The following is a 13,804-nucleotide window of genomic DNA, read 5'->3' as shown; positions in this document are numbered from 1 at the left end:
TCTCGGGGCCGGGCTTCTCGGGGCCGGAGCCCACGGGGTCGCGCACCACCACGGTCCCGGCGGCGCGATCGTGAAGGCCGCGTAGGTCACGGTCCCAGATGAACACCGGGATGAACAGGCCCAGCAGAACGGTACGCACGACGATCCACGGCCAGGACTGCCGACCACAGTCACGCAGCCGGATCACGCGGATGCCGACCAGCCGCATGCCGATCGTCTGGCCGGCCGTACCGACGAGGATCAGCTCCTCGAGCAGGAAGACCGCGTAGATCGCGAGGCCACGCGCGTCGGCGGCGTAGCTCAGTCCGACGATGTACAGCATGCCGACGATCAGGTTCGCGGCGACCGCGTCCACGAGGTAGGCCAGCAGGCGCGGACCGAACCCGACCACGGATCCTCGGCCGTCCCGCGGCAACCCGAGGCGTACCCCGGGCGGGGTGTCCCGCGGCAGACCTGGCCCGTCAAGCCAGCCTCCAAGTGCTCGTCCCACGACGCAAGCTTATGTGGCACCGCAACATGCACCCAACTCATCACGTTGAGTGATTAAGTAGGTTTCGGTAACGCTACGGAAACTATCCCGTGATGTCGTGCACCGACGGCCTGGTGACCGGAGACACGCCAACATGGCGTAACCTGTGGCCCTAAGAAGCGTGACGCGATGCTGGAGGACGAATGTTCGCAAAAGCAGAAGACGTGCTTCGCTATATCCGGGACGAAGACGTTCAGTTCATCGATGTCAGGTTCTGCGATCTTCCCGGGATCATGCAGCACTTCACCATCCCGACCCAGGTCTTCGCGGAGTCGGTGTTCACCGAAGGCCTGATGTTCGACGGCTCGTCGATCCGCGGCTTCCAGGCCATCCACGAGTCCGACATGCTGCTGCTGCCGGACCCGCGCACCGCTTTCGTGGATCCCTTCCGCGAGCACAAGACCCTCGCCATGACGTTCTTCATCCATGACCCGATCACCAAGGAACAGTACTCCCGGGACCCGCGCAACATCGCCAAGAAGGCGGAGACCTATCTCCGGGGCACCGGCGTCGCGGACACCGCGTATTTCGGTCCGGAGGCGGAGTTCTACATCTTCGACGATGTCCGCTATGACTACAACCCCTACGGGTCGATGCACCAAGTCGACTCGGTCGAAGCCGCCTGGAACACCTCCCGGAAGGAAGAGGGCGGAAACCTCGGGTACAAGCCGAGGTTCAAGGGCGGCTACTTCCCGGTGCCGCCCACGGACCACTTCACCGACCTGCGTTCCGAGATGACCCGGGTGCTCTATGAGACGGGTATCACCGTCGAGATGCAGCACCACGAGGTCGGCACCGCGGGCCAGGCGGAGATCGACATCAGGTACGACACGCTCCTGAAGACCGCCGACAACCTGATGCTCTACAAGTACATCATCCGCAACGTCGCCCGCGGCCGCGGCAAGACCGTCACCTTCATGCCGAAGCCGCTGTTCGAGGACAACGGATCCGGTATGCACGTCCACTCCAGCCTGTGGAAGGACGGGGAGCCGCTCTTCTACAGCCCGAACGGGTACGGCGGTCTCTCGGACACCGCCCGCTACTACATCGGGGGGCTGCTGCACCACGCCCCGGCGCTGCTGGCCTTCACCAACCCCACCACGAACTCCTACCGTCGGCTCGTGCCCGGCTACGAGGCGCCCGTCAACCTGGTCTACTCGGCCCGCAACCGGTCGGCGTGCTGCCGCATCCCGCTCAGCGGTGACTCACCGAAGGCCAAGCGGGTCGAGTTCCGCGTGCCGGACCCGAGCTGCAACCCGTATCTCGCCTTCGCCGCGATTCTGATGGCGGGGCTCGACGGCGTGCGGAACAAGATTGATCCGCCGGACCCGATCGACAAGGATCTCTACGACCTCCCGCCGGACGAGCTGGCCGCGGTTCCCCAGGTCCCGGGTTCGCTGGAGAAGGTGCTCGACGCGCTGGAGGCGGACAACGAGTTCCTGCGGGAGGGCGACGTCTTCACCGCGGATCTGATCGAGACCTGGCTGGACTACAAGCGGGTCAACGAGGTCGACGCCATCCGCCTGCGGCCGCATCCTTACGAGTTCACCCTCTACTACGACATCTGACGCCCAGCCGTAAGGTTCCGGCCATTGACCCATCGCCGGGCCTCGGGTGATCCGGCGGGCGCCGAGGCGGTGACCGCGGCCTGCTCCCAGAAAGGTGCGGCCCGGACAGGTGCGGCACGGTGAACCGCGGGGGTCGGTCACGCTCTCGAGGCGGGCGGCCCCGATTGACCCCTGCGGTTCGTCTGGTCCTTCGCCGCGGTGGCAGAAGGCCTCTTCGAGCCGGGGACGCGTGCGGAAACCAGGTCGCGCCGCCACCTCCGGGCGGAGACCGGCCGAAGGCCCGCCAATATCCACCGAGTGCCGGCGAGCGCCAGAAAGATCACGGGCAGGAGATGCCCGGACTCTTTCCCGGGGTATCAGGCGAAACCCCCAAAGCCACATTGAAAATTAATATACTAATTCCCCGAGGCCCTACTTCGACGACGTCGGAGGCGGGCCTCACGTCTATGCGGAACGGCGCGGTCCGGAATACCGGCCATCTCCCGCCGACACCCGCCGGGACACCACGACACGAAAGCGGAGCCGGGGACTCCGAAAATCCCGGACGGCAGCCGGCCCCGATCGCCCAGGGCCAGCCTTTCGTGACATAGCAGAGACCGAAAATTAACAATCACGGAACAGGAAGGTAACTGGGCACGACAAGGCTCCGGTCGAACCCTCCCGTCATTCGCGGCCTGGGTCGGCTGGCCAGGCCGATCACGAAGTCGCTCCGTAACGTGCAGGATCAACCACGGGGAGTATGAGTGAGTTATCAAGCCGAATACATCTGGATCGACGGCACCGAGCCCGAGCCGCTGATGCGCAGCAAGACCCGCATCATCAGGGACGGTAAGGAGCCGGAGATCTGGGGCTTCGACGGCTCGAGCACCAACCAGGCGCCCGGATCGAACTCGGACTGCGTGCTGCGGCCCGTCTTCGTCACGCCCGACCCGCTGCGGGGTGGCGACAACCTCCTGGTGCTCTGCGAGGTCGAGCTGACCGACTTCACGCCGCACCCGACGAACACCCGGGCCGCCGCCCGGACCGTCGCCGAGAAGTACGCCGACATGACGCCGATGTTCGGCATCGAGCAGGAGTACACCTTCTTCAAGGACGGCCGTCCCTACGGCTGGCCGGAGGTCGGCTACCCCGCGCCGCAGGGACCGTACTACTGTGGCGTCGGCGGCTCGAAGATGCCCGGCCGCCAGATCGTCGAAAGGCACGCGCAGGCCTGCCTCGACGCCGGTCTCGCCATCGAGGGCACCAACGCCGAGGTCATGATGGGCCAGTGGGAGTTCCAGATCGGCGTGCTCCCCGCCCCGGCGATCGGCGACCAGATCTGGCTGGGCCGCTGGCTGCTCCACCGGATCGCCGAGGACTACGGCGTCGAGGTGTCGTTCGCCGCCAAGCCGATCCCGGGCGACTGGAACGGTGCCGGCGCGCACACCAACTTCTCCACCAGGCAGACGATGGAGGGCTGGGACGCCATCGTCGCCTGCTGCGAGGCGCTCGGCACCCGGGTGCTGGAGCACGTGACCCACTACGGTCACGGCATCCAGGACCGACTGACCGGTAAGCACGAGACGGCTCCGTGGAACAAGTTCTCCTGGGGCGCCTCCGACCGCGGCGCGTCGATCCGCATTCCGTGGGCTGTCGAGAAGGCCAAGAAAGGCTGGCTGGAGGACCGCCGCCCGAACGCGAACATGGACCCGTACCTGGTCTCCGCGCTCATGATTGACACCTGCTGCAGCGCCCTGGCCGGCGATAAGCCGACGCTGTTCGTGCCGTCCCAGACCACCCCGGCCCCGGCCGGGGCAACCGTCTGACGAACGGTCACCAGACCGGAGCACAGGCGGCCGTGGCGGTGCTCCCGACGACACGACCGCCTGCCCGGTCTTACGGTGGCGCGGTTCCGGCACCACCGGGCGTGCTAGCCGAAATCCGCGGTCCGCTCGCGCGCGAACACCTCCTCGACGACGGCGCGGGCCAGCGCCGCCGACCGGCGGTGCTCGGCGACGAGCTCGCCGGCCCGGTCGGAGGGATATCCCGCCGCGCTCGCCATCGCCTCCAGACCGGGCGGGCGGTCAGGGACGACGTCCGGACGCGGCCAGCCGGCCAGCGTGCTCGCGTTCCGGATGCGGGAGGCGGACATCCAGGCCGCGCGCAGGATCTCCGCCTCGCTCGCGTCGAGCAGACCGGAGACGACCGCGGCCCCCAGCCCCTCGAGCGTCGACGTCGTGCGCAGCGTGGGAATCCGCCGGCCGTGGCGCAGCTGGAGGATCTGCACCGCCCACTCCACGTCGGTCAGCCCCCCGGGGCCGAACTTCAGGTGCAGCGTGCGATCGACTCCCCGTGGGATCCGTTCCCGCTCCATCCGCCCGCGCAGGCGGATGATCTCGTCCAGGGCGCCCGCGGGAAGCGTGGTCGGGTAACGCACCGTGTCCGCCAGCCGGCAGAACCGGTAGGCGAGCCCGGGATCACCGGCCAGGGGCTCCGCCCGCAGCAGCGCCTGCGACTCCCACTCCTGCGACCACCGTTGGTAGTAGGCCGCGTACGCCTCCAGCGTGCGTGAGGCCGGGCCGCTGCGCCCCTCCGGACGCAGCGCTGTGTCCAGGCGCAGCGCCGGACCGGGTCCGGGAACGGCGAGCAGCCGGTGCAGCTCACCGACCACCTCGGCGACAGCCCTGCTCGCCCGGTCCGCTGACGCCCCTGGCCTGGCCTCGTGCACGAACAGCACGTCGGCGTCGCTGCCGTAGGACATCTCCGCGCCGCCGAGCCGGCCCATCGCGATCACCGAGATCCGCGCCGGCAACGACTCCGGGTCACCTCCGGCGACCCTGCGCTCGGCGACAAGCAGGGACGCGGCGATGGTGGCGGCCGCGGCGTCCGCCAGCGCCCGGCCCACGGCTGCGACGTCCTGCAGGCCGAGCAGGTCCGCGCAGGCGACCCGGACCAGTTCGACGCGGCGCACCGCCCGGGCCCGCCCGACGGCCTCCTCCCAGTCGGGGTTGCGGTGGGCGATCGCCACCATGGTCCGGACCAGTGCCTCCCGCGGCACCGGGACGAGATCGTCCTCGGTGCGCAGCAGCCGCACCGACTCCGGCGCGCGGGCCATCAGGTCCGCCACGTACCGGCTGGTCGCGAGTACCCGGGCGAGCCGGTCCGCGGCGCCGGCGGAGTCCCGCAGCAGCCGCAGATACCACGGGGCGCGCCCGAGTGCCTCGCTGACCCGCCGATAGGCCAGCAGCCCGGCATCGGGATCGGGGGCGTCGGCGAAGGCGGGCAGCATCGTCGGCAACAGGTGGCGTTGGATCGCGGCCGTCCGGCTCACCCCGCTGGTCAGCGCCTCGATATGGCGCAACGACCGGTCCGGCGCGGCGAAGCCGAGCGCGGCCAGCCGGTCGGCCGCCTCCTGGGGAGTAAGGCGGATCTCCTCCGTCGACAGGCGGGCGACCGCCTCCAGCAACGGCTGATAGAAGAGCTTCTCGTGCAGCGATCGGACGGATCGGACCACCCGGGCGTGGGCGTCCTCGAACGCCTCCGCCGTGCGCAACCCCATCGACCGGGCCAGCCAGCGCAGCTCGGTGGAGTCCCGGGGCAGGGTGTGCACCCGGCGCAGCCGTTGCAGCTGAAGGCGGTGCTCAGCGTTACGGAGAAAACGGTAGGCGTCGGCGAGCCCGGCCGCGTCGCGCCGACCGACGTAGCCGCCGCGGGCCAGACCGTCGATGGCGCCCAGGGTGGAGGCGACCCGCAGCTTGGCATCCACCCGGCCGTGGACGAGTTGCAGCAGCTGGACGGCGAACTCGACGTCGCGCAGGCCGCCCGGCCCCAGCTTGAGATTGCGCTCCGCCTCCGCGCGGGACAGCGTCGACTCCACCCGGCGCCGCATCGCCCGCACGTCGGCCACGAAGCCGGGACGGGAGGCCGCCGTCCACACCATGGGCGCGACCATCGCGCAGAACTCGGCGCCCAACGCCAGGTCTCCCGCGATCGGGCGGGCCTTGAGCAACGCCTGGAACTCCCAGGTCCGGGCCCAGCGGCGGTAGTAGGCGTGATGGCTGGCGAGCGTGCGGACCAGGGCACCGTCCCGGCCCTCCGGGCGAAGCCCCACATCGACCTGGAACAGCGCACCGGCGGCGGTGACGGTGCCGGCGGCTCGGACCAGCCCCTCCGCCAGCCGTGCCGCCGCCGTCAGTACCGCCGGCCCGGCCGGTTCCGCCCCGATCTTCCCCCCGTTCGCCGTACCGTTCGCCGCATCGCGGGGTGCCGTCGGCTCGGCGACGAACACGACATCGACGTCGCTGACGTAGTTCAGTTCCCGTCCGCCGCACTTGCCCATGCCGATCACGGCGAGCCGGACCGGGGGCAGCCGCGGGTCGAGCCCGGCACGGGCGACCGCCAGCGCCGCGTCCAGCGCGAATCCCGCCAGATCGGCGAGTTCGGCCGTGGCCTCGTCGAGTGGCACCGCGCCGGTCAGGTCCCGCGCCGCGAGGACCAGCAGCGCCCTGCGGTACGCGGTCCGCAGGGCGTCGAGGATCTGGGGACCGTCGCCCGCCGCCCGGGGCGCCGGATCGTCCGGATCCGCGCCGACCGCGCGCAGCAGACCTGCCCGCACGCTCGCCGCCTCCGGCGGGGTGGTGACCACCTCGTCGGCTTCCAGGATGTGCCAGTCCGCCGGATGGCGGGCAAGATGATCGCCGAGCGCGATGCTCGCGCCAAGCACGGCGGCGAGCCGTTCCCGCAGCCCCTCGTGGCGGGCCAGTGCACCGACGAAGGCCGCGCCCCCGGCCGGGCCGAGGGCGTCCACGAGCCGGTCCAGCGCGGCGAGAGCCCGGTCCGGATCGGCCGCAGCCGCCAGCGAGCCGACCACGACGTTGGCCTCGAGCCGTTCCTCGCGCACGATTCCCACGGTGGCGGGACCGGGCAGGACATCCCTGCCGGCGGTGGGCGACTGGACGGCCGGGCTGAGCAGGCCGAGGCGGCGCATCGTCGTCTCGGCCCGGTCGACGTCGGTGAAGCCGAGTCGCGCGAGCTGCGCGGCGACCGAGCTCCCCCGCGGATGGGCCGCGACCGGTCCCGGCCCGACCGGCCCCGCCCCGGCTGTGGGGGGCCGGGTGCCGGTCCGCCCGGTCATAGCACCGGCAGGTACCGGTCGATCTCGAACGGGGTCACCTGCCGACGGTATTCCAGCCACTCGGCCCGCTTGTTCCGCAGGAAGAAGTCGAACAACTCGTCGCCGAGGGTCTCCCGCACAAGCGCGGAACGCTCCATCACCTTGACCGCCTCGGCGAGCGAGCCGGGCAGAGCGGTGATCCCGCGCTCACGACGCTGCGTGTCGGTGAGCGTCCAGACGTCGTCCGCCGAAGCCGGTGGCAGCTCGTAACCGCCCTGGACACCCCGCAGGCCGGCTGCCAGCACCAGGGCGAAGGTGAGATACGGGTTGCACGCGCTGTCCGGCAGCCGGAACTCCACCCGGGTGGCGTTGGATTTGTGGAGCTTGTAGAGCGGAACCCGCACGAGCGCCGAACGGTTGTTGTGGCCCCAGCACACATAGGCCGGCGCCTCCAGCACCTCGCCGACCCGCTGGTCGCCGATGAGCCGCTTGTAGGAGTTCACCCACTGGTTGGTCACCGCGGTGATTTCGGCGGCGTGCGCGAGGAGCCCGGCGATGAAGGCCTTCGCCACCTTGGACAGCTGATAGTCGTCGGTCGGGTCGTGAAAGGCGTTGCGGTCGCCCTCGAAAAGGCTCAGATGGGTGTGCATCCCCGACCCGGCCTGGTTACCGAACGGCTTGGGCATGAAGGTGGCGTAAATACCTTGCCGCAACGCCACCTCCTTGACCACCTGGCGGAAGGTCATGATGTTGTCGGCGATGGTGAGGGCGTCGGCGTAGCGGAGATCGATCTCCTGCTGGCCGGGGGCCACCTCGTGGTGGCTGAACTCCACCGAGATGCCCAGCCGTTCGAGCATGCTGATGGCCTGCTGCCGGAAATCATGGCTGATGTCATTGGGGGTCAGGTCGAAGTAGCCTGATTCATCCACCGGCGGGGGCACCGGGCCACCGCGTTTCGGCGGCTCCCTGAGCAGGAAGAACTCGATCTCCGGATGGGTGTAGAACGTGAACCCCGCGTCGGCCGCCCTGGCTAGCGCGCTCCGCAGCACCCAGCGCGAGTCGGCGGCGGCGGGCGTGCCATCCGGCATCACGAGGTCGCAGAACATCCGGGCAGTGAGCGGATGTTCACCGCGCCAGGGAAGCACCTGGAAGGTGGAGGGGTCGGGCCGGGCCAGCATGTCGGCCTCGTGTACCCGCGCAAAGCCCTCAATGGCGGACCCGTCGAAACCGATACCCTCCGCCAGCGCCCCCTCGAGCTCCGCGGGGGCGATCTCCACCGACTTCAGGTACCCAAGTACGTCGGTGAACCAGAGCCGAACGAAGCGGATGTCCCGCTCCTCCAGAGTCCGGAGAACGAACTCCTGCTGTTTGTCCATAGTGCCTCCGCGCTGAGGATGTGGACTCGACGATACGGGCCACCCGATGTGCTTATCCCGACCATAGCGACTACATCCGTTTGTCGCTGTGATGTTGCCTGGTAGCAACCAGTCCGCCAACGGCGTGTTACCTACCCTCCCGACACGGGACCTAACAGCCCACGCCGCGACCGCCTACGCTGCAACCATGGCCCAGCTGCGGATCGCCCTCGCCCAGGTGGACACGACCGTCGGGGATCTCGCTGGTAACGCCGACCTGGTCAGTACCTGGACGAAACGGGCCGTCGCCGATGGCGCTCATCTGATCGCCTTCGGTGAACTCACGTTGACCGGCTATCCGCCGGAGGACCTCGTCCTGCGCCGGTCCTTCGTCGCCGCGAGCCAGCGGGCGCTGGTGGCCCTGGCCCGCCGGCTGGCCGAGGAGGGGTGTGGCGAGATCGCCGTCGTCGTCGGCTACCTCGATGCCTCCGCGCAACCCGCGCCGAGTGTGGGACGCCCGGCCGGTGAACCGCAGAACGCCGCCGCGGTGCTCTGGGGCGGCGAGGTCGTCGCGCGTTACGCCAAGCATCACCTGCCGAACTACGGCGTCTTCGACGAGTTCCGCTACTTCGTGCCCGGCACGGCCTTTCCGGTGCTGCGGCTGCACGGGATCGACGTGGGCGTGACGATCTGCGAGGACCTGTGGCAGCAGGGCGGGCCGATCACCGTGGCCCGCCGGTCCGAGGTCGGCCTCGTCCTGTGCATCAACGGCTCCCCCTACGAGCAGGGGAAGTCCTTCCAGCGCGACGCCCTGTGCGCCGAGCGCGCCCGGGAGGCCGCGGCCGCCCTGGCCTACGTCAACCTCGTCGGCGGGCAGGACGAGCTGGTCTTCGACGGGGACTCCCTCGTCGTCGACGCCGCGGGGGAGCTCGTCGCGCGGGCCCCGGTCTTCAGCGAGGCGCTGCTGATCACCGACCTGGACCTGCCCGCGGCCGGTCCCGGCCCGGCGCGGGCGGTGTCCGGGGCCATCGACGCCGAGGATGGCACGACGATGACGGTGACGCGCACGATACTGGCCGCCGAGCCGCTGGCACCGTTCACCCCCCTGCCGCCGGTCGTCGCCGACCGCCCCGAGCCCGCCGGGGAGCTGTACACCGCGCTGGTCACCGCCACCCGTGACTACATCCGTAAGAACGGCTTCTCCTCGGTGGCGCTCGGGCTGTCCGGCGGTATCGACTCCGCGCTCGTCGCGACCATCGCGGTCGACGCGATCGGCGCCGGCGCCGTCCACACCGTCGCTCTGCCCTCGGGCTACTCGTCGGGGCACTCGGTGACCGACGCCGCCGAGCTCGCCCGCCGCCAGGGCACGCGGCACGCCGTGGTGCCCATCGAGCCAATCGCCGCCGCGTTCCGCGCCGCCGCCGCCCCCCTCGGCGGGCTGCACGGCCTCGCGGACGAGAACCTGCAGGCCCGGGTGCGCGGAACGCTGCTCATGGCGTTGTCGAACCAGCATGGGCACCTGATCCTCACCACCGGCAACAAAAGCGAGCTGGCAACGGGGTTCTCCACCCTCTACGGAGACAGCGCCGGCGGCTACGCCCCCATCAAGGACGTCTCGAAGACCCGCGTCTGGGAGCTGGCGCGCTGGCGCAACGCCACCGCGGAGAAGCGTGGCGAGGTGCCGCCCATTCCCGAGGAGATCATCGTCAAGGCGCCGTCCGCCGAGCTTGCCCCGGGCCAGCTCGACTCCGACCGACTGCCCGACTACGGCATCCTCGATCCCGTCCTGGACGACTATGTCAGCCACGACCAGGGCCGGGCCGAGCTGATCGCGGCCGGGCACGATCCGGCCGTGGTGGACAAGGTGATCCGGCTCGTCGACCTCGCCGAGTACAAGCGCCGACAGAACCCGCCCGGGCCGAAGGTGACCTCCAAGGCGTTCGGCCGCGACCGCCGACTGCCGATCACCTCCCGCTGGCGCGAGAACCCGCCGGCCTGACCAGCCGCGCGGGCCGGGGCCAGCCGCGCGGCTCAGACCTGGCGGCGGCGCTCCACTGCGTCGAGGATCTCCGCGACGGCCTCGTCCACCGGCACGCCGTTGCGCTGCGCCCCGTCCCGGAAACGGAACGACACCGCACCCTGAGCGACATCGGAATCTCCGGCCAGCAGCATGAACGGCACCTTTTGCTTCTGCGCCGTACGGATCTTCTTCTGCATCCGGTCGTCGGAGGAGTCGACCTCCACCCGGAGGCCGTGCGCGGCGAGCCGCCGGGCGACCTCGCCCAGGTACGGCACGTGCTCGTCGGTGATCGGGATGCCGACCACCTGCACCGGCGCGAGCCACGGCGGCAGCGCCCCGGCGTAGTGCTCCAGCAGGATGGCGAAGAACCGCTCGATGGTGCCGAACAACGCCCGATGGATCATGAACGGACGCTGCCGGGTCCCGTCCGCAGCCTGGTACTCCAGGTCGAAGCGCCGCGGCAGCTGGAAGTCCACCTGGATGGTGGACAGCTGCCAGGTCCGGCCGATGGCGTCGCGGGCCTGCACGGAGATCTTCGGCCCGTAGAAGGCACCGCCGCCCGGGTCCATCACCAGTTCCAGGTCCTGCTTCTGCGCGGCCTCCCGCAGCAGTTCGGTGGCCTGCGCCCACTCCTCGTCGGTGCCGACGGCCTTGCCCTCCGGCCGGGTCGACAGCTCCAGGTAGAAGTCGGTCAGCCCGAAGTCGCGCAGCAACCCGAGCACGAACGTCAGCACGCTGTCGAGCTCGGCGGGTAGCTGCTCGCGGGCGCAGAACAGGTGCGCGTCGTCCTGGGTGAGCCCGCGCACCCGGGTCAGGCCATGGACCACTCCGGACTTCTCGTAACGGTAGACCGTGCCGAACTCGAACAGCCGCAGCGGCAGCTCCCGGTACGACCGGCCCCGCGACCGGAAGATCAGGATATGCATCGGGCAGTTCATCGGCTTGAGGTAGTAGTCGGTGCCGCCGTCGAGCTGCATGGGCGGGTACATGCCCTCGGCGAACCAGTCCAGGTGCCCGGAGATCTGGTAGAGCTCCGACTTGGTGATGTGCGGGGTGTTGACGAACGAGTACCCGGCCTCGATGTGCCGGCGCCGCGCGTAGTCCTCCATCGCGGTGCGGATCGCGCCGCCCCTGGGGTGGAAGACCGCCAGCCCCGGGCCGATCTCGGTCGGGAACGAGAACAGGTCAAGCTCCGCGCCGAGCTTGCGGTGATCGCGTTTCTCGGCCTCGGCCAGCCTGGTCTGGTAGGCCTTGAGCGCGTCGCGCGACTCCCACGCAGTGCCGTAGATGCGCTGCAGCTGCGGGTTCTTCTCGCTCCCCCGCCAGTAGGCCGCGGCGGAGCGCAGGATCGCGAAGGCCGGGATGGCCCGGGTGGTGGGCACATGCGGCCCGCGGCAAAGGTCCTTCCAGCACAGCTCGCCGGTCTTCGCGTCGAGGTTGTCGTAGATGGTCAGCTCGCCCGCCCCGACCTCGACACTCGCCTCGGCGTCGTCGGCCGCCGCGTCACTCGACTTCAGCCCGATCAACTCAATCTTGTACGGCTCGTCGGCGAGCTCCGCGCGGGCCTCGGGCTCGGTGACGACCCGCCGGGAGAAGCGCTGGCCGGCCTTGATGATCGCCTGCGCCTTCTTCTCGATGGCCCTGAGGTCGTCCGGGGTGAACGGGGACTCGACGTCGAAGTCGTAGTAGAAACCGTTGTCGATGGGCGGCCCGATGCCCAGGCGCGCCTTCGGGAAGAGTTCCTGGACCGCCTGGGCGACGACGTGCGCGGCGGAATGCCGGACGATCGCCCGCCCGGCCGGCGAGTCAATCATGATCGGCTCGACGACGGCCCCGTCGGCGAGAACATGAGCGAGATCATGTTGCTGGCCGTCAACCAGAGCCGCGATCACGTTCCGGTCGTCGGCGAACAGCTCGGCGGCCGTCGTCCCGGTCGGCACCACCCGCGGATCGTTGCGCTGGGCGTGCTGAACGGTAACGCGGACGTCGGACACCGAATCTCTCCTGTCGCGCTGGGAAAACGGGTGCGGGGATCGCACCGCCGGTGCGTCGCCGGCCGGCAGGCGGCCCCACGGCGGGCCTTCCTGGCCCGTTCGCGATGCTACTCGCGGACGCATGGTGCCCCCGGCGAGCGGGGTACGGCGAGCGAGGTACTCAGTGTGACGGGTGCGGCTCAGTGTGACGGGCGCGGCGCGGGCGGCTCCGCCGTCGGCCGCGCACCCTCCCGGCAGCGGATGCCACCGAGGATGGTGTCGACGATCTTCGCGATCCGCGTTCCGCTCACCTCGCAGTCACCACTCATGTACTGCCGATAGGCGACCGGACCGACCAGCATGTCGACGACGAGGTCGACGTCGACGTCCGCGGCGAGTTCCCCCGATTCGATGCCGCGCCGGAGCATGGTGGCCGCCTTCTCCCGCGACGGCTCGATCACCTTCTGCGAGTAGGTGGCGAACAACTCCGGGTGCGTGCTCCGCTCGGCGACGAGCTTCGGCATGATCCGCCCGGACAACGACTGGAGGTTGTGCCGGCGCAACGCATTCAGCCAGGCCACCAGGTCGTCGCGCAGGGAGCCGGTCTCGACCGCGTCGAGACTGTCGGCCAGGGTGTCCAACGCGTCCCCGATCAGGGCATCCTTCGTTGGCCACCGGCGATAGACCGTCGCCTTGCCGACCCCGGCGCTGGTCGCCACCGCCTCCATCGACAGGCTCGCGAAGCCGACCGTCGCGAGCTCGTGCAGCGCGGCATCGATGATCGCCTCATCGCAGCGGGTGTCCCTCGGACGACCGGGAGCGCGGGAGACGCGGACCCCGGAGGGCACCCGGTCGGACGGCCGCCGAGGATGCGGAGTGCGCACGTCCCGGGTGGCCATCAGGCGGGACACCGGCCTGATCCCCCGCACGCTCCGTCGCCGCCGTGCCGATGCATCCGCATGGAAAGGCCACCCGCCACCTTGATCGCGCCGCACGTTCCCGCCGGACTTCAAGATCAGCATACGTCCCAGCCGGCCAAGACGCATCCGTTTGCCAGGGCAGCGGCGTGGCGTGCGTCGCGTTCCACGCCGATCGGGCCATAGTCCACCGCGAAACCACCGCCCGAACGCCCCAGCCCGAACAGCCACCTAGGGGCCGGGGGGATCTGCTCCGCCGCGGGCTCTCCGCGTGGCGGCCGTTGGTGGCAGCATGAGAGGGACGCCGGGACGCCCAGCGCCCGGACGGACGTACAGGAGCGCTCATGGAT

At 70.1% G+C, this 13,804-nt stretch carries 8 protein-coding genes; 3 read left to right on the top strand and 5 right to left on the bottom strand.

Annotation, left to right across the window (positions count from 1 at the left end; all coding sequences use genetic code 11):
• Positions 1–490, bottom strand: a 490-nt coding sequence (locus tag AC08OP_RS10565; protein ID WP_476614027.1) for an RDD family protein, incomplete at its 3' end; no start/stop codon positions are given.
• Positions 491–672: 182 nt separating this feature from the next.
• Between AC08OP_RS10565 and glnA the strand changes: the two genes are divergently transcribed.
• Together glnA and glnII are read left to right on the top strand one after the other, a co-directional pair.
• Positions 673–2,097, top strand: coding sequence for a type I glutamate--ammonia ligase (glnA, locus tag AC08OP_RS10560; RefSeq protein ID WP_476614026.1), 1,425 nt, complete (start codon positions 673–675; stop codon positions 2,095–2,097).
• Positions 2,098–2,840: 743 nt separating this feature from the next.
• Positions 2,841–3,902 (top strand): glutamine synthetase GlnII, encoded by a 1,062-nt coding sequence (gene glnII, locus AC08OP_RS10555; RefSeq protein ID WP_476614025.1) that lies wholly within the window; start codon positions 2,841–2,843, stop codon positions 3,900–3,902.
• Between the two features lie 104 nt (positions 3,903–4,006).
• Here glnII and AC08OP_RS10550 read toward each other — a convergent pair whose 3' ends face one another.
• Together AC08OP_RS10550 and AC08OP_RS10545 are read right to left on the bottom strand one after the other, a co-directional pair.
• Positions 4,007–7,210, bottom strand: coding sequence for a bifunctional [glutamine synthetase] adenylyltransferase/[glutamine synthetase]-adenylyl-L-tyrosine phosphorylase (locus tag AC08OP_RS10550; RefSeq protein ID WP_476614024.1), 3,204 nt, complete (start codon positions 7,208–7,210; stop codon positions 4,007–4,009).
• A complete protein-coding gene (locus AC08OP_RS10545) occupies positions 7,207–8,565 on the bottom strand; it encodes a glutamine synthetase family protein (RefSeq protein ID WP_462187556.1) in 1,359 nt (452 codons plus the stop codon). Before AC08OP_RS10545 ends, AC08OP_RS10550 begins: the two co-directional genes overlap by 4 nt.
• Before the next feature lie 187 nt (positions 8,566–8,752).
• Between AC08OP_RS10545 and AC08OP_RS10540 the strand changes: the two genes are divergently transcribed.
• Positions 8,753–10,543, top strand: coding sequence for an NAD+ synthase (locus AC08OP_RS10540; RefSeq protein WP_476614023.1), 1,791 nt, complete (start codon positions 8,753–8,755; stop codon positions 10,541–10,543).
• A gap of 32 nt (positions 10,544–10,575) precedes the next feature.
• Here AC08OP_RS10540 and thrS read toward each other — a convergent pair whose 3' ends face one another.
• Positions 10,576–12,558, bottom strand: a complete 1,983-nt coding sequence (thrS, locus tag AC08OP_RS10535) for a threonine--tRNA ligase (protein ID WP_476614022.1) — start codon at positions 12,556–12,558, stop codon at positions 10,576–10,578.
• A gap of 179 nt (positions 12,559–12,737) precedes the next feature.
• Positions 12,738–13,448, bottom strand: coding sequence for a TetR/AcrR family transcriptional regulator (locus AC08OP_RS10530; RefSeq protein ID WP_476614021.1), 711 nt, complete (start codon positions 13,446–13,448; stop codon positions 12,738–12,740).
• Positions 13,449–13,804: the final 356 nt, after the last annotated feature.

The organism is Frankia sp. CeRuru1, assembly GCF_977966315.1.
Note: the sequence above shows the minus strand (reverse complement) of the source record. Positions and strands in the feature narration are given on the sequence as shown.

Bases quoted from the DNA above. Each gene is read 5' to 3' on its own strand.
- glnA (WP_476614026.1), top strand. From the start codon at position 673: ATGTTCGCAAAAGCAGAAGACGTGCTTCGCTATATCCGGGACGAAGAC.
- AC08OP_RS10550 (WP_476614024.1), bottom strand. From the start codon at position 7,210: ATGACCGGGCGGACCGGCACCCGGCCCCCCACAGCCGGGGCGGGGCCG.
- AC08OP_RS10545 (WP_462187556.1), bottom strand. From the start codon at position 8,565: ATGGACAAACAGCAGGAGTTCGTTCTCCGGACTCTGGAGGAGCGGGAC.
- AC08OP_RS10540 (WP_476614023.1), top strand. From the start codon at position 8,753: ATGGCCCAGCTGCGGATCGCCCTCGCCCAGGTGGACACGACCGTCGGG.